Origin of the sequence: Campylobacter blaseri, from assembly GCF_013201895.1 — a bacterium.
Taxonomy (GTDB): domain Bacteria; phylum Campylobacterota; class Campylobacteria; order Campylobacterales; family Campylobacteraceae; genus Campylobacter_B; species Campylobacter_B blaseri.
Genome location: NZ_CP053841.1, coordinates 613,429 through 631,653 on the forward strand (window position 1 = coordinate 613,429; position 18,225 = coordinate 631,653).

Below are 18,225 nucleotides of genomic sequence, written 5' to 3' on the forward strand. Positions count from 1 at the left end.
AAACTTAATTTAAAGCTAGTTTTAAAACATTATCTATTGTGTCTACAGCTATTATTTCCAGATCATTTTTTACTTCATCAGGTATATCTACTAAATCTCTATCATAGTTTTTTCTAGGTATTAAAACTTTTGTTATCTTTGCCTTATGTGCGGCTATCAATTTTTCTTTTAATCCACCTATAGGAAGAATTTTTCCACTAAGAGTTAGTTCTCCTGTCATAGCTACATTTGATTTTACTTTTTTATTTGAAAAAATAGATGCAATCGCTGTTGCCATAGCTATACCAGCACTTGGACCATCTTTTGGCGTTGCACCTTCTGGCACATGTATATGAAGGTTGTAATTATTATAAATTTGAGTATCTTTTTTTTCGCTCGATTTTAAATCTTTTATAGAATTTAAAGGAATTTTAATAACCTTTTCATCAATTAAAACCTTCACGACGCTTAGTGCTATTTGAGCTGATTCTTTCATTACATCGCCTAAATGACCTGTTATTTGAAGGTTTCCTTTTCCCTCTATTTTAACAGCTTCTATCTTTAAAACATCTCCACCAACACTTGTCCAAGCAAGACCATTTACAATACCTACTTGATCATTTTTATCAACACTATCTATCTCATAAACCTTTTTATCTAAAAATTGTGGTAAATTTTTAAGATTAACCGATATTTTTTTATTATCTTTATTTGTTAATATACTAACAGCTGCCTTTCTTAAAATATCAGCTATTCTCCTTCTTAAATTTCTAACTCCACTTTCTCTTGTATAATCGCTTATTATAAGCTTTAGAGCACCTTCAGATATATTTACATCGCTTGGCTTAAGCCCATGTTTTTTTAACTCTTGAGGAACTAAATACCTTTTGGCAATTTCAAATTTTTCCTGAGGGGTATATGAATTTAAATAGATAAATTCCATCCTATCACGAAGTGGAGCAGGTATGTTTGATACATCATTAGCTGTAGCTATAAATATTATTTTACTTAAATCTATATTAAAATTTAAATAATAATCCCTATAACTATTGTTTTGCTCAGGATCTAAAATTTCAAGTAATACAGCAGTAGGGTCTCCTCTAAAGCTCTTAGCAATCTTATCTATCTCATCAAGCACCATAACAGGATTCATTTGCTTTGCATCAATTAGTCCTTGAACTATTCTTCCAGGCATAGCACCAACATATGTTCTTCTATGGCCTCGTAGTTCATTTACATCTTCAAGTCCACCAAGAGCTATTCTTACAAGCTCTCTTTTTAAAGCCGTTGCAATTGAGTTAGCTAAGCTGGTTTTTCCAACACCCGGAGGTCCTGCAAAGCATAAAATAACTCCATTATTTGCTTTATTTCCCATACCTCTTAGTTCTAAAAGCTCTCTTAAAGCAAAATATTCTTCAATTCTTTTTTTAGGTTTTTCTAAAGCATAATGTTCATTATCTAAAATTTTCTTAACTTCATCCATAGATGAGCGTTTTTTTGCTAATTTTTCAAAAGGAATTTCCAAAACCCAGTCTAAATAGCTTTGCACCATAGATGAGTCTGTAGAATCAGGATGAAGTCTAGAAAATTTATCAATTTGTTTTGATATCTCTTTATAAGCATCACTATTCATATGTGGTTTTTTAAGTTCTAATTTTTTTCTATACTCATCTATTTCTAGCTCTTTGTCTTTATCTGTGCCAAGCTCTTTTTGAATTTGTTTTAACTGCTCTTTTAAAAAGTACTCTTTGTTATTTTGTTCTATTCTTGAATGAACTTTGGATTTTATCTCTTTTTCTAGTTTTTGAGCCTCTATTTCTCTACTTATATAGTCAATTAAATTAAAAAATTTATTTTCTAAATCTTTTTCTATAAAAAACTCATAAGATTTATTTTTTGAAAGTCTAAGTGAGCTTAGAACTAAATCTGTTAATCTATTTGGCTCTATGCTATCGTCTATAGTCCTTAAAAGGTCTGGCGGAAAGTAGTGTGTCATAGAGCTTAGAGTTTTTATCTTTTGTCTTAGAACATTTGTAAGAGGTTCTATCTTGTCGCTTTTTTTTAGATATGTTTGTATTGCTCTTACTTTAGCTATTAGGGGTTTTTCTGATAATCCTTCAATGATCTCACCTTTATATGATCCTTGAAAGAGAATTTTAACCCTACCATCGGGTAGGTTTGTTTTTCTCATGATATTTCCAATAACACCTGCTTTATAGATTGAGTTAAAATCTCTTTTTGTATGAAAGCTATCTTTGCTACTAGCAACCATAACCATGCTCTCTTTATCTATAGCCTCTTCAAGGGCTAAAATATTATCTTCATCATTTAAAAATATCGGAGTTATCATAAAAGGATATAAAAAAAGTTCATCCTCTACTATTATTGGTAACTCTTTTATAACAAGTTTGTTTTCTTTATTTTCCATTTTATCTCATTTCCTTACTCAAAAAATGCTCTATACCATGGAAGTTGTGGCGGTACTAAATTTGCATCTTTTAATTTTGAATTTTGAATTTTTTCTTCATATACTTTTGCTGATATGTTTCTATCAGTTCTTTCGTATAAATCTTGTATATTTTGATCTAGATAAAACTCTGCTAGTTTAAACTTAATTAGCATAGTTTCTGCAAGTGGTCTATACTGTGTTTGAGGATAGTTAATTAAAAAATTATTTATCTCATTTATACTATGTTTTATTAAATTTTGATTTCTATTTGGTCTTTTAAATGATTCATAGTTTGCTTTTATCTTTAAAAATGTGGCATATTCAATTTTTTCTCTAGTTCCATATCTTCTAATATATTGATTAAGATATTCGTTTGCTTCCATATACTTATGATTATGTATGTTTGATTGAGCTAAAATAAGAAGTGTTGGCTCTAAAAGAGGTGATGATATATGTTCGCTTGAAAACTGCATATAGTGTTCATTTGCTGCTTTTAAATTTCCATCTCTTATATCTTTTGAAATTTGCTCATACCATGCATGTGGTGGCAAATTATACACACCAGATTTTTTACTTCCACAACCAGTGATTATAGCTACTATAAATGTTAAACAAATAAGCCTTATAAAAAATTTCATAAACATCCTTTTTTGATTATAATTTTAAATTCTACAATTTTACTCTTAATAAACAGCTAAATTATTGTAAAATATAATAAATATTTTAATATGAGGTTAAAAATGGAAATTTATATTCTCGGAAATGGCTCTATGGCGGAGGCTATGGCTATAGGTTTAAGTAGCAAATTTAAAGTCATTATAGTAAGTAGAGAAAAGCAAGATAGTAGATATTTAAGTGAATTTAATATTAAAAATGAACTATACGGGCAAAAATATGATATCGAAGGGAAAAATATAATCTTAGCTTTTAAGCCATATGCATTAAAAGAGGTATCTAAAAAACTAGTTGGAAAAGCAGAAATTTGCATAAGTGTTTTGGCTATGACTAAATTAGAAGATTTAAAACACATTGATTCAAAAGTAAGAGTTTGTGCCATGCCTAATATAGCAGCAAAATTTAAAGCTTCAACAACTATTTACTATACAAATGATGATGATAGCAAAGCAGCTCAAATATTAAAAGAGTTTGGTGATATATATAGAGTTTATAGTGATGATGAGTTTAAAATATCTGGCGTAGTTAGTGGATGTGTGCCTGCTTATCTTGCATTAATTAATGAAGCTTTACAAAATGGTTGTGTTAGAGAGGGCATAAACAAGGAATTAGCTAGGAGTTTGGTTAATTCATCTTTTAAAAGCAGTGTAGAATTAATGCAAAATTTTCATCCAGCAATTATGAAAGAAAAAGTATGCTCCCCTAAAGGTATGACAATAGAAGGAGTCTATTTTCTTGAAAAAAATGGCATTAGAGGTATTTTTATGGAAGCACTAAATAGAAGTATTAATAAAAAATAATTTAAAATAAATATATAGTTGTTTTGCATTTAAGTTTTATTTAGATATAATATAGGTATTAAATAAAGTTAAGTTGGGATAATTAAATGAAAAAAGGCTTTTCTCTCATAGAGTTAGTGTTTGCTATTGTTATTATAGGTATTTCAGTGAGTGTACTGCCTAGAATAATTGTTCAATCTCAAAAATCAAACGAATTTGCTATTAAACAAGAACTGATATTTCATGCTAAATCCATGATGGGAAGAGTAATGCAAGGTGCTTGGGATAGTGGTCATTTGCAAGTAGGATGTAGATACTCTCCGGCATGTGATGATGCAAATATAACACAAGTCAACAACTTTCCTATGCCTGTTCCAATTTACAATATAGCCCTGCAAGGCGGAAATGCAAATGAAAGAGTTGGAATTTTGAATTTTTCTAAAAAATTTCCAGGAGAGTCGGATAATCTAAGATGGTTTAGTAAGGGTGGTTTTATTTCAACTGCTCCTATTAATTTTGGTAGAACAAGTCATGGTATTCAGAGAAATTTAAATGATATTGATGATTTCAATGATCAAAACTTTACAATAAATCCATTACAAGATAATGGTGACTTTTTAATCAGAACTACCGTAAGGGTATCTGTTAACTATATGAGAGACAATTGGAATCTTGGTAATCATAGAAATGAACTAAACATAATAAAAAATTTAAGTAATGATAACACGGGAGTTTCAGCAACAGCCACCAATATAAAAAGAGTTATAGTAGATGCTTTTGATGGAGACATTTATAATGTTAGACTAGTAGGGTATTTTACAAATATAGGGCAGGCATTTTTTAGAACTAAAGAGTGGAAATAATATGAAAAATAATTTTAAAAAAGGCTTTACTTTAATTGAACTTGTTATGGTCATAGTCATAGTAGGAATTATCTCAACTATAGCTACGGATATATATCTAAATATTTATAGAAACTATGTTTATTCAAAAATTATAAATGAACTAGAGTATAAAACAGATGCTTTGCTAGAAAAGATAAGTGCAATGCTTACAGATAGAGTTAAGGGAAGTGTGATTGGCAGAAAGCCAGAGATATCACATGCAATAAATAAAGATATAATATCAATATATGATAGTAAGCTAGATGAAAAATACACTATACTTGAATGGATAGGAGCAAGCTCAGAAAGTAGAAATTTTGGTGGTGCAAACAGCATTGGTTGGAGCGGTTTTGCAGATATAGATAATAGTAGTTTAGCCGTAGGATTAATAAGCCCTGGAAGTAACTTTAAAGATATAAAAGATAACAGCATTCTAGTTGGAAGTAATTCCAATAACTTAGCTGTTATATTTAACCATCTATTAATAGGAGATGGAAATGGATATGGATTTTATGGAACTAGTGGTGCTAGTAATAATATAATGAATGTTAGTTTGCAAAACAACCAAGAGGTTTTGAAAGTACCTTCATCAGCTTATTCAGGAGATATATCTGAGAATTATATTTTAGCACATACTGCATATGCCATTGTTCCTGATGAGGTAGTTAATGGTAGATTTAATTTGAGATTATTTTATAATTATAGACCTTGGAATGGTGGACAAACATATCAGAATGGAACCTCAACTATACTTGCAAGAGATGTTACTGTTTTTAGATTTAGAAGTTTAGAACAAAATATAGAGGTAAAAATTTGCATGCAAGGGCAAAATTTAAAAGAAGATGGAACTACCACTCCAAATAGCTTTGGAGATGGTTTTATAGTATGTAAAACAAAGGTGGTGTACTAATGAAGCGAGGATTTAGCTTAATAATGGCTGTGTTTTTTGTAGTTTTAATAGCTACTTTAGGCATGATGGCACTTAGTTTTTCCACTAGTACTATAAAACAATCTTCTAATATATATTTAAGAGAACAAGCCGAAGTGTTAGCAAGAAGTGCTGCTGAGATTGCAATAATGGCAATGCAAGATCATAATTATTCTACAAATTGCTTAAAAAATGTTAAAGTTTTTTATCCATCTGGAGGAGTAAATGCTATTTTAGAAGCAAAAGTTTCTATGTGGTATTTTGATAGAAATCTTACAGGGTGTAGTAATAGAATTCTTTCAGCAATATACACATTAGAAGATAGGCATAATATAGTAGATAACATTGCGATGCTAGATATATCAGTAAAAAGCATAAACAACTCAACAACTGAACCAATTAGCTTACATAAAAGAATAATTCAAAGACCTTAAAAAGGAGAAAAAATGAATATTAGTATTACTGGAAAACAATTTGAACTCACTGAATCTATAAAAAACTATATAGTTAGTGCTTTTGAGAGTTTTGAAAAATATAATTTAGATATTATTTCCATTAGATGTGTTATTTCTGCTGATGAAAAAAAAGGCAGAAAAGGCTTTGTTGTTGATCTAGCATTGAACTTAGCTAGAAAAGACACTATCGTAATTAGTGGTAAAGATAAAGACCTATATGCTGCAATTGATAGCATAGCAACTAGAGCTTCAAAGGTTCTAAGAAGACACCATGATAAAAACATAACTGTTAAAAACAAAGATGAGATAAAAGAGCAACTTCTAGATATGCACGATGCTATTACTAGCGAAGAGCTAGAAGATATAGATGAGATAGTACCAATGGAGCTTGAAATATATAAGCCGCTTGAGATAGAAGAGGCTTTAAGTATCCTAAAATCAGATGATACTAAACAATTTTTAGTATTTTATGATATGGATGCAAAGTTAAGAGTTTTATATAGAAGAAAAGATGGAAAATTTGGTCTTTATTAATAGCCAAATGAAAGGATTTAAGATGTTGTTTAGTAAAGATAAGTTTTTTAATTTTAAAAAAATTAAGATATTAATTGGACTTTTTTCTTTTTTTGTTGCCTTTAGTGGTTTGGAGGCTAGAATTTTGCCATTTAACTACTTTAATGTTGAATACAATAAATGTATGGATGAGGAAATAGCTAAAAGATATATAGGTTACAATTATGGTAAAGAATATGAAAAAGCACGTAAGGAAGCCTACGGTGAGTGTAAGAAAAAAGCATTAGAAATTTGCAATGCTTCATATTTTAGAATGTCAAATGGCATAACAGGTTTCTTAGGTGCAAACCTATATGCAGGAAATAAAATATATAAAAGAGCCGATTTGCCAGATACAGTACCAACAGGCGAAGAATATGAGATATATAAAGAGTGCCAAAACTATTATCCAAAGCTTGGTGGATATGGAAAAATTTCTCAATTTAAATGTCTAGATAGTGAATATCTAGGGTTGGCTTCTGCTGGAAAAACTTGTAAAGAAGTTTATGGAGTTACAGTTGAAAATAAATTTGGTAAAGATTTTTTAGAATATATATACCGCGGTGAGATTGAAGGATGTAGAGTTTGTAAAAAAATAGATGAGAATGAACACCTTGTAAAGGCTCCAGGATATGAGGTTATTAAAACAGATTGGGAAAATGGCAAAACAGTATTTGCTACTCCTGCAACAAAATGTGCTTCAAGTTACTTTCCTAATAGGCATAACTTTGCTAAACAAATAGTTAGTGATGACAAGTTAAATGATCCAAAATTAACTTTGGATGAAAAATATAGTTGTGATCATATAATAGACTATCAAGATATGTGTGGTGATTTAGGTAGGTTAGTAAGAAAAGAAGACGGTAAATGTTATGGAGCTGCAGGTATAGCTGAAAGAACGCCTATCCCAAAAGCACCTATGATATATGCATTTGCTACAGATGAGAGAATAACTGACGTTGTTGTAAGCAAGGATAGAATAGAATGCAAAATTTGTACAGAAGAAAAAGAAACTACAACAACAGAAGATGTATTTTTGGTTGGTGAGCAAAGTGAAAAACCTATGATGGAGTGGTCTATGGCTTGCCATGAAGATGGATATCAATGCGATAGAGGGGTAGGTAACAAAGAAAATCCAGGTAGTATAAAAGATACTATAAAAGCACAAGAACTAAAAGGAGCTAAATTTTCCAGTTATAATGGCAAAGCCAATCAACTAAAACCAAGATTTATACCAAATGGTAATTATCCCTTAAATGATTATGTTAAAAACTTAACTCAAAATGTTGTTTATGGTGATTTTCTAAGCACAGGAGCTTCTATAATTAAAGGGCAATTTAATCCAAAAAATGTTAAGGATAAAAACAATGATTCTGAATTTATACAAGATATAAAACACAATGCATATAAATTTGAAAGAGAATATTCTACATTTTTTAGGGATAGAGAAAAAAGTGATTCAATTGTTAAAAAAGAGTATTCAAACTCAGCAACAGCAAAACTTGAAGTACCTACTATAAAAGACAAACATGGAAAAATTTTGAAAATAGAAGGTAAAGATATTGTATATGCAAGACTTTATTGGCAAGGTATGTTTTATGCAGCTAATGATACTCCTTCAGCCTTTGCTCAAGCAAAATATGCAGACTTTTATAAAGAGATAGAAGGATATAGAAATGTAGCTATACAAGTTGGTGATATGGATCCTATAAAATTAACTGCAAGTATGAATGATACTTATGCTGCTTATTCTTATTCACCATTCATAACCAATGTTTTTAACCAACCTGATTTAATTGCAAGAAATAGAGTTGGTTTTAGAATGTTTTATAGCGCAAGTGCGGATGTAACTGACATTATAAGAGAAAATTTTGACAAATCAAAAATGATTACAGTTGGAGGTATCAAAACATCATTACCTAAGGAGATGTGGTGTGATGGTAGTTGTGCTGATGCCACTAATACATATCAAGAAAAGATGAGTAGTTCAAACAAAGTAGTTATTGCACAAGATATCAAGAACTTTATGAATAGAAAAATACTTATTATCTCAGAAGAACAAAGAAAAAGAGTAACTGATAAGATGTTAGATATACTGAAAGAAGAAGAGTATCTATATAAGTTACGCGATAAGAGTAAAGAATTTGTTAAAAAACAAGATGATATTTACTATATGACTAGAGACTATATAATTGATTTAATGCCAACATATATGAGACTATCTCAATCAAGAAGAACTTTTAATGATAATGAACAGATAACTATGTATAACTTTAGTATTGATAAATGGACTAGTGAAGTTTTGTTTCCTAGTTATGGAGGTTGGTCATTGTTTGTTATATATAACAATGAAGATAAATTTGAACCAAAATCAGTTGCCCTTTATGATGGTTTTACTTATGATATGACAGATGCAAAAACTGTTATAAATTGGACAGAAGATTTAGAACAGCCAACTGATGCATTATTTGAATTGGAACAAAATCTTTACTTTGATGGATTATATACTCCAGATGTAGAAGAGAAACCAGCTAAGATAGGTTATTTTTTATCAAGCTTGGCTAGCGATAATAACTCAGAATTAAACATCAAAGGTGAGTCAAATAATTATCAAAATGTTTTTGGAGAGATAGCTAAGGTGGGTAAACAATTTATGCCTAGTTATACATATATAGATTATAATCAAAATAAATCTATACAAAAAAGCATACATATTGGCAATGAAACTCCTATGCTAAGTGTGGATTCATATGATATAACAGATAAGCTAGGAAAAGAAAGTAGAAAGGCTTATCTTAAACTAAAAACTAAAGCTATAGGTAATGTTAAGCAAGGAAAATATTTAACAAGAACTGAGATAGTTTCTCCAGGAAGTATGTTTATTTCAACTGTAGCCTTTTCGACAGATATATATAGACCTCAAATATGTTATGTAGAAAATATCTACAATCAAGCAGGAGTTAAAGATAAATTTAGTGCAGTAAGAGGCGAAAGATTAAATAACAGAATTACTTTTAAAAATGATTCAAAAGGAAAAAATATACGACCGGCAAAAGGACTTGCTGTAACTGTCTTTTTAAATGATAAAAACACTCGCTACTTACCAAATAGCTCTAAAGCCGATAACAGACTTAGATACAATAATAATGAACATCCAAAAAGAGGAGAACTTGTCTATCTTGAAGATGGCAAAGAAGGAGCATACGAAACTCCTTTAAAAAAAGACAAAGCAGGAAGTGTAGTAGAATATGGATCTAAATCAGAGGATAAAGCTTATAAAAATAAAAAATTAAACGAATTTAAAAATGGAGATCTTACATTTTATTTAGGAAAAGGTGCGGGCAAAATTTCAAACGGTGCTGTAGTTGGTGGTGTTTTAAATAACCAGCAAGCATCTTATGTTGAATACGATACTATCTTAGGAAATAGATTCGTAGCAAATTCATTTTTACTAAATTTTAGTTTTGAAGTTGATGGTAAAGTTATATCGTATAGAAAAAAAGATAATTTTATAGATAGATGTGATGAATCTGACGGAGTAAAAGATATAAATGTTGTATCACTAGGGGGACTTAAAGTTGCAAATCAAAACTATATAGTAGATACTGATGATGAAGATAATAGTAAATCAACACTTTATACTCAAGTTGGCAAAAAAGATTTTAATGTTACTTTAGTGTATGAAGCTGATTTTGCTCATAAAACTGAAGAGCTTGGGGGTGGTAATGAAAAAATATACAGAGTATATAGTTCGGATGGAAAAACTTTTAAAGATTATACCCAAGAAGAGTATGACAAACTAAAAAAAGCTGAAAGATTTGATCCAAATGGAAAACTAGAGCTTATGTTAGTTACTAGAGATAGGATAGCAAATAGAGGTTGTAGTGAGATAACCACAACAGCTCTTGATGCTATGCCATTTGTTTGGAAAAATTGTCCAAAAGATAAAGTTAAGAGAAGTTACTATCAAGATGGAGTTTTAAAAACAGAAACAGTTGAATTGAATGAAGGAAAAGACTGCAATAAGCTTAATCATAGTTATGAAGTTAGTTTTAAAAATGATAAAAATCCAGAACTAACAGGAAAGCAAGTTATGATAACTGGTTTAGATATAGGTTATGCAAGAAAGGATTATACCTTTGTTCTTGCTTATACCCCATCAGGAGTAAATAAAAAAGATTTAGATGGTAATTTGACAAAAGACATAGAAAATTATAAAAAATGTCTGGCTGGAGAAAGCATTGAAAGTGTAGATTGCAGTAAACTCAAAGAGACTTTTGGTAATCACTCTGATTTAACTGACGGAAGTGTTTTAAATGCACAAGGTGCTTTTGTTACTTGTAGACCTAATGAGGTATTTGTTTTAAGACCTGCTTATTTTAGATCAGATCTTAACACGTCAAAGATTAGAGTTGCCGGAAACCCAAATGATAATCAAGATATTTTTAACAGAGGTATATACCCAGCTGGATATGATGGCGAGTACCTGCCAGGATATTATCAAACAATACAGGAAAATATGTTTGGAGACAAAAGAGAACATAATTATACCAGTGGGATAATGCCTAATTTGGCTGGAAGTTGTACTGCTGAATCTGTATTTGCTGTAAGAAAAGACAATGGGTTAACAGAAAAGGTTTGGAAGCCTTCTAATAATCCAATATTTGCAAACTTTGGAATTTTAAAAAGTGATGGAACTTTTGATGAAACGCATAATAGAATAGAGATTAATAAAGAGTTAAATAGCTATGAAAATAATAAAAAAATCTCAAAAAGATATGCAACTATTTATACTGGTGAAAATACCATTACTGGCGAAAAATACTTTAATTACTATAATATAGGAGATGCAAATCTTACTATTTATGACTTTGATTGGAGTTTTGAAGATGCAAAAAAGGCAGATTGCGATGTAAATAGCTCAAGATCAACAGCTGATGCACTAGGCAAAGTAGGATGTAATATAGCTGTTTCAAATGTATCTGATAAAGGAGAAAATCCTTTAAGTACACATCTAAGATTTAGACATAACGATGTTGTTATAAATTTAAATAATCTAAAAAATAATTCGTCTGCAAAAAATTATACATTTTTTAGTAATGATGCAGAAAGCATGGGTGCTAAACTTGATATTAATGCAAGTGCTAGAACAGCTGAAAATGATATTTATGAGCCAGCTATAGTAACACTTTATAATAAAAATTGCTATGCAAGAGATGTTAATTTTGGATTGGATTTTACATTTGATTGTGATAGCAATGCAACCGATCCTAGATGTGTAAATGTTATAGGAAATTCAAGCGATTATAAAATCATAGAAAACTCCAGAGTTAGAAAAGCAGGTTTGTTAAATTCTATTATATTTGGTACTGACAATTTTGGCAAGTTAGGTTTTATCTTTGCGGATGACGAAAAATATTTTGTAGCAGGCTCTAAGGCAAAAATTAATATAAATAGTAAAAATATAGCCAGAGGTCCAAAAAGAAATAAAATACCAGCTTTCAATCTTAATAGAGATTCATTTAAAGATAATGGTATATCGCAAGCAAGCGTTTCTATAAATTTTGAAAGATATCCTAATATTCCAAATAATCCTGTTATGTTATATGCAGAAGACTTTATCAAAAACGATAGTTTTATTATGCAAGAATTGCCTCTTGATACTGATACTAAAACAATTGCAGGAAAGCCAAACACTAACGGAATTATAGCTAGCAGTTATTATTTAAATCCATATACAAGAGATATAGTTAAAGACGGTACAAGAGATGCTCCTATTAACGGTGTGGCATATTTTTATTATGGAAATGCTAACTCAGAAAACTTAAAATATATAGCAAGAGAAGGTACTGATATAGAACCAAATATTTTCTCTATGGTATATTGTGATGACGGAGTAGGCGGTAGCGAGTGCAGTAAGGATGATGCTAGCAATCATTTTACACTATTAAGGGATAATATATCAACTATACCAGAAAGACCAAATTTTTATATTAATAAGGCTGAAGAGTATAATATGGGCGATATAAATAATTTTATTAGTAGCTATAATTTTAACAATAGCGCCGTTAGTATAAACAGAGATAGAACGCTAGATAAATCAACAAATTATGCAGAAAAATTAACCATAAATAGCACGAAAGCACCAGTATCTGGTTTTGTAAAAGTTACAACTAATCCTTGGTTTGTTCATGGCTCAAGTGCTACTCAAATAGAAAATCAGTTTGAAATAGAATTTATACCTAACCCAAACTCACAATGGGGAGGAAGAGGAGGCACTAAATCAGGCGATAGTGTAGGAGTATTTTTAGATAGTAATAAGTCTGATACTGCAGGTTCTGTAGGCTCAATAATACGACAAAACAGAATGAACTGGTAAAAAACTGATTAAAGAGAGGTAATAAGCCTCTCTTTAAACTAACTATCTATGATTTTCATATAATTTTAATGTGTGTTGTTAAAGCTCCAAGTAAGTTTTAATATACATATATAAGAGTATTATCAAAATATGAATATTTTACTTAAAAACTTTATTAATTTGTAAATAATCCTTATAAGTTTTACTATTTTTAATAGCTGTTAATATAATAATATAAAAGAGGCTTTAAATTTACTTAAGTCAGACGAAGCTAAGCAATTTTTGGTTTTTATGATATAGATGCAAAGTTAAGAGTTTTATATAGAAGAAAAGATGAAAAATTTGGTCTTTATTAATTAAAATTTATTAATATTCCTAGTAATTTCTTAATACTAAGAATATTAATTTACATTTTAAACTATCTAATATATTAGTCATTCATAGTTTTTATCTTGCCATTAAGTTTGCTGTATGTTAAGCGAAAAATTTTAAAATAAAGATAGTAAACAAATTCAAATAAAATAGTAATATCCTTGTAGAAAATTATAAATAGTTTAGATTATTAATAGGTCTTAAGCATTAATTAGATTTTTCACAAAAATTTAAAAGCAGACAAAGATTAAAAATTTTAGATGCTAAATGGTAAAGTTTGTAAGATAAATTAGAGTGGTTGTAATAATATTTCGAATAATAATACACAAAATTTAAGACAATAATCAAATATTCCTAGCATAAAAAGCTAGGAATTAAGAGTTATAAAATTTCAAATGGATTAGCAACTACATCATTTCTATCAACCACATAAGGGATTAAGGCTGCATGTCTTGCTCTTTTGATAGCTTTTTCAACCATTTCTTGGTATTTTTTAGATGTGCCTGTTAATCTTCTTGGCATTATTTTAAATCTCTCTGAGAGACAATATTTTAAAAGTTGAGTATCTTTATAATCAATAAACTCAATTTTTGCCTCAGTGTATCTGCAATATTTTTTAGCATATTTTCTTTTATCTGCCATTTTTATTTCCTTTTTTATATTTAATTATTAAAATGGTAAAATTTCATCACCATCTTCGCCCATATCGTCAATATCAACTTCTGGAATGCTCTCTTCAAATTTGTTATCATATTTGCTATTTTGATTATTATAATAACTGCTTTGATTGCTAGGATTATTAGATGAGCCGTAGCTAGAGTTTTGGTTTCCATAGTTATTGTTTTGTGAATTATAAGGGCTGTTTTGATTTGTCATAGAATTTGTTGTTGGATTTGTTTTTTGCATATCATTACTACCTAGCATTTGCATGCTTTCTACGACTACACTATGTTTTGAGCGGTTGTTGCCATTTTGATCTTGCCATTGGTCAAATTTCAATCTTCCTTCAACTAAAATTCTAGACCCTTTTTTAAGATATTGATTAGCAACTTCTGCTGTTCTGCCAAAAAAAGTAATATCTACAAAGCATACCTCTTCTCTTTTTTCGCCATTGGTTGTAAATTTTCTACTTGTAGCTATGGCTGTATTTCCTATAGCAGAACCATTGTTTGCATATCTTACTTCGATATCTCTTGTTAGGTTGCCAACTAGTATTACTTTATTGTACATGTATTATCCTTAAGTCTATTAGGCTTCTTCTGTATTTTCTACTTCTTTAGAAGCTTCTTCGTTTTTTTCTTCTTTTGAAGTTTCTTGAACTCTATTTTCTCTAGGAGCTCTTCTTTCTCTTCTTTCTGGTGAGAACTTTATACCCTTACTTAGCTTATCCCACGCAGCTACCTCTTTTTTGTTTTCATACTTAACTGTTAAAAATCTAATAATATTTTCATTATTTCTTATGTTTCTAACTAACTCAGCTATTAGAGCAGTTGGTGCTATAAAGTAAACTACAAAGTAAGTTCCTCTTTCATATTTTTTGATAGGATAAGCAAGTCTTCTTGTTCCCATTTCTTGCACAGAGGCTATCTCTCCGCCATTTTTTGTTATAACTTCTTTAACAAAGTCAACTTGTTTGTTTGTTTCATCTTCTGTAAGCGTTGGCTTAGCGATGAATAAAACCTCGTAATGTTTCATTTTTTCTCCTTATGGTTTTATAGCTTATGAAATTTAGCTTTCACAAGCAAGGAAATCCGCATTTTAATGCAAATTAACTAGTTATTATATCTAAAAATGCTTAAATTTTACTTTTACTGTTTTTATTGGCTATTATTCTTTGGAGTTTAAGCAAGGATGATAACATGAAATTTGTCTTATCTAATTTTTGTTTTGATTTTAAGCTGTATTCAACATTATTTAGATGAATAAAAATATTTTTTAATAAAATTGTATTAAATTTTAAAGCCTGATTTTTAAGTTCATTTTGAACATAAGTAGGTGGAATATATCCCAAAATTTCCCTTGCATCAAATTTGCCATTAATCTTTATATAGCTATGGACTTTAAAGATTTTAAAAAATGCACTATACATATAGTTTAAAAACTCACTCTCATTATATGAACCGCTTTGTATATATCTAAAAAATTCATCTCTAAAATCTTGCAAGTTTATAATTTTATTGAAAATTTCCTCAAAACTAACTTCACTTAAAGGATAGACCATTTTTTGCATATTTTCTAAACTTAAGTCAATTCCAAGCATCGCAAATTTCTCTAACTCATTTGCCACTAAATTTAGATTTTCATTATGAATTTTATATATTTGTAAAAGTGCTGCTGTGTTGGCATTTAAATTTAGCATATTTGTTTTTTTAAGCATTAGAGCTAAAGCCTCATTTTCGTTATTTGGTTTAAAAAACCTAACAAAATTTTTCTCAAATGCCTTTATAAAATCATTTGAAATTTTAGTCATATCTTCAAAGAGTTCATAAATTAGATAGTTATTTTGGCTTTTTTTACAAAGTTCAATTAAAACTTTTATCTCTTTTGTGGGTACGCATCTATTAGTTTTTATATAAACTATGTTTTTATCGCCAAACAAAGATGGCTCAAGTGTGTTTTTAGCTTGTTCAAAACTATACTCATCATAGTAAAAAGATACTAAATTTTCATTACCAAAGTAGTTTAGTATTTCTTTTGCATAAAGCTCATTTTGAAATTCATCATTGCTTCTTAAAAGTATGTAATTTGGTAAGTTTTTACTATATAGTAGCGTGTCTAAATCTTTTTTATACATCTAATTTTTTTACCACTCTTCCAAAAATTTTAGCCGAAGGTATATCAACATCAGTTATCTCAACTAAAACCTTAGTTAAAAGATCATCAGTGAAATTTGTTATGAAAATTCGCCCGCCTTTGATTTTATCATCTAATTTTACCGTGCAAATGTTTATATTTTCATTTATATAACATCTAAATTTAGAGCCTAAATTTTCCTTAGCCCATCTTGCAAATTTTCTATCCATAAAATCATATGCAACCTTATCTGCCTCTTTTTCTAGATCATTTAAACTATTGCAAGTATCTTCAATGTTTAAAAGCAGATAATTAAACAGCTTATCATTTTTGCTTAAATTCGCTTTTAAAAGCCTATGTAAAATTAGATCAGAATACCTTCTAATAGGGCTTGTAAAATGTGTGTATTTTTCAAAACCAAGCCCAAAATGTCCTTTATTTAGTGGTGCATACTCAGCCTTTTTTTGTGCTTTTATAATTAGTTTATCTATATCTTCTCTAATCTCTTGTTTATCAGCCATATTTTGGATTTCCCCTATTAGCTTAACTATATCTTTGTTAAACTTAACCTCAATACCCAAAGCTAGAAGATCTTGAAGTAAAAATTCAATCTTTTTAAAATCCACACTATCATGGTTTCTAAATACCCCTTTTTCTATCCTTTTTGCTGCTGCTTTGTTCGCTAAAAGCATACACTCTTCTATTAAAGAGTGTGCAGGGGTTGAGCTCTCAAATCTTGTGCTTTTTAAATTTAAGTTCTCATCTAACTCCATTCTAAGCTCATTTGTTCTAAAATCAAACCCTTTTTTAAGTCTAATTTTTTTAATATTTACACTTAAATTATAAAGATTAAGCACATTTTTTCTTAAATTCTCATCGCTATATTTTTTTGTTTTGATTATCTCATCAACTTCGTCATAGTTAAATCTTTTTTTTGAGTTTATAATAGCCTCAAAAAGCTCCTCTTTTTTAACATTATAGTTATCATCCAAAGTGATTTTAAAACAAAAGGCAAGCCTATCTAAATTTGGTTTTAAAGAGCAGATATTTTCGCTCAAATTTCTAGGAAGCATAGGAACTGATTTGTGTGGAAAATATATAGAAAACCCTCTAAATTTAGCCTCTTTATCAATAGCAGTATATGGCAAAACATACTCGCTAACATCAGCAATTGCCACATAAAGTTCATTTTTATTTTTATCGTAATACACTGCATCATCAAAGTCTTTAGCATCAATTGGATCAATTGTGCAAAAATTTAGATGTGTTAAATCCATTCTTTTTGGATACAAAGATTTATCAACGCTATCTCCAAAGCTTTTTGCTTCTAATTCGCAAAGCTTGTTAAACTCATCATTTTTATTATAAAGTGCAAGTGATATTTTCTCATCGATAAAGCTATCGTTTATATTTCCTAAAACTTCAACTATATTATTACTTAAATTATCTATCTTAAGTAAAGTTCCAAGTGGCATTTTTTTAAGAGATTTTTGAGTAGCTTTTAAAGAACTTGCTAAGCCGCTTTTTACATTTACTCCCAAAATTTCTTTGCTAAATTTTTTAGTATATACAACACTTGTTAAAAATGCAGGTTTTAGCGTTAGTATGATTTTGGCTTTAAGCCTATTTTGTTTTGAACTTTTAATCTTAGCAAGAACGATATCTCCTAGTTTTGAGTTACCTAAATTTTTGCTATCTATGATGGCATCTTTACTAAATTTTTTATCATATATGTTTAAGTAACCCGTGCCGTTTTGTGAAATGTCAAGTTTTCCGCATATAAACCCACTATTTAAAAAATATAGATTTTTGTGCTTAGTTACTGCATTTATCATCTTTAAATTTCTTAACACCTCTTTGTTTTCGGAGTTTATAGTTTTTTCATCTACGCCCGTTAATAAATTTTCTAAAAATTGTCTCAAATAAGCCCTTTTTTATTTTGATTAGACTATCTTACCAAAATATAGTTAAATTTAATAAAAGGAAGTTTATTTTTGTGTT

General features: G+C 29.3%; 13 protein-coding genes. 6 read left to right on the forward strand and 7 right to left on the reverse strand.

Annotation, left to right across the window (positions count from 1 at the left end; all coding sequences use genetic code 11):
- Positions 1-4: 4 nt before the first annotated feature.
- Both lon and CBLAS_RS03195 read right to left on the reverse strand, forming a co-directional pair.
- Entirely contained in the window at positions 5-2,407 is a 2,403-nt protein-coding gene (gene lon / locus CBLAS_RS03190) for an endopeptidase La (protein ID WP_106870070.1), read from the reverse strand.
- A 14-nt stretch (positions 2,408-2,421) separates the two neighbouring features.
- Positions 2,422-3,066 carry an outer membrane protein assembly factor BamD gene (locus CBLAS_RS03195; RefSeq protein ID WP_106870072.1) on the reverse strand — a complete coding sequence of 215 codons (645 nt, stop codon included), beginning with the start codon at positions 3,064-3,066 and terminating at the stop codon, positions 2,422-2,424.
- A gap of 102 nt (positions 3,067-3,168) precedes the next feature.
- Between CBLAS_RS03195 and CBLAS_RS03200 the strand changes: the two genes are divergently transcribed.
- The 6 genes from CBLAS_RS03200 to CBLAS_RS03225 all read left to right on the forward strand — a co-directional run bounded on the left by CBLAS_RS03200 (position 3,169) and on the right by CBLAS_RS03225 (position 13,080).
- Complete coding sequence (locus CBLAS_RS03200; RefSeq protein WP_241517570.1) at positions 3,169-3,903, forward strand: pyrroline-5-carboxylate reductase; 735 nt, start codon at positions 3,169-3,171, stop codon at positions 3,901-3,903.
- Between the two features lie 86 nt (positions 3,904-3,989).
- A complete protein-coding gene (locus CBLAS_RS03205) occupies positions 3,990-4,745 on the forward strand; it encodes a type II secretion system protein (RefSeq protein ID WP_106870077.1) in 756 nt (251 codons plus the stop codon).
- A 1-nt stretch (position 4,746) separates the two neighbouring features.
- The gene (locus tag CBLAS_RS03210) at positions 4,747-5,676 is read left to right on the forward strand and encodes a prepilin-type N-terminal cleavage/methylation domain-containing protein (RefSeq protein ID WP_106870079.1); all 930 of its coding nucleotides are present in this window, start codon (positions 4,747-4,749) and stop codon (positions 5,674-5,676) included.
- Positions 5,676-6,128, forward strand: coding sequence for a hypothetical protein (locus CBLAS_RS03215; protein ID WP_106870082.1), 453 nt, complete (start codon positions 5,676-5,678; stop codon positions 6,126-6,128). Before CBLAS_RS03210 ends, CBLAS_RS03215 begins: the two co-directional genes overlap by 1 nt.
- A gap of 12 nt (positions 6,129-6,140) precedes the next feature.
- Positions 6,141-6,683: a ribosome hibernation-promoting factor, HPF/YfiA family gene (hpf, locus tag CBLAS_RS03220; protein WP_106870084.1), complete on the forward strand. Its 543-nt coding sequence runs from the start codon at positions 6,141-6,143 to the stop codon at positions 6,681-6,683.
- 22 nt (positions 6,684-6,705) lie between these two features.
- Entirely contained in the window at positions 6,706-13,080 is a 6,375-nt protein-coding gene (locus CBLAS_RS03225; protein ID WP_106870086.1) for a hypothetical protein, read from the forward strand.
- A gap of 732 nt (positions 13,081-13,812) precedes the next feature.
- On the opposite strand, the gene rpsR is transcribed toward CBLAS_RS03225, so the two are convergent.
- The 5 genes from rpsR to CBLAS_RS03250 form a co-directional block, all read right to left on the reverse strand.
- Complete coding sequence (gene rpsR / locus CBLAS_RS03230; protein ID WP_106870088.1) at positions 13,813-14,073, reverse strand: 30S ribosomal protein S18; 261 nt, start codon at positions 14,071-14,073, stop codon at positions 13,813-13,815.
- Positions 14,074-14,100: 27 nt separating this feature from the next.
- The gene (locus CBLAS_RS03235; protein WP_106870090.1) at positions 14,101-14,661 is read right to left on the reverse strand and encodes a single-stranded DNA-binding protein; all 561 of its coding nucleotides are present in this window, start codon (positions 14,659-14,661) and stop codon (positions 14,101-14,103) included.
- A gap of 18 nt (positions 14,662-14,679) precedes the next feature.
- A complete protein-coding gene (gene rpsF / locus CBLAS_RS03240) occupies positions 14,680-15,126 on the reverse strand; it encodes a 30S ribosomal protein S6 (protein ID WP_106870092.1) in 447 nt (148 codons plus the stop codon).
- A gap of 100 nt (positions 15,127-15,226) precedes the next feature.
- Positions 15,227-16,225, reverse strand: a complete 999-nt coding sequence (locus CBLAS_RS03245) for a DNA polymerase III subunit delta (protein ID WP_106870094.1) — start codon at positions 16,223-16,225, stop codon at positions 15,227-15,229.
- Entirely contained in the window at positions 16,218-18,146 is a 1,929-nt protein-coding gene (locus CBLAS_RS03250; protein WP_106870097.1) for an RNB domain-containing ribonuclease, read from the reverse strand. The genes CBLAS_RS03245 and CBLAS_RS03250 overlap by 8 nt, the downstream gene beginning before the upstream one ends.
- Positions 18,147-18,225 lie beyond the last annotated feature (79 nt).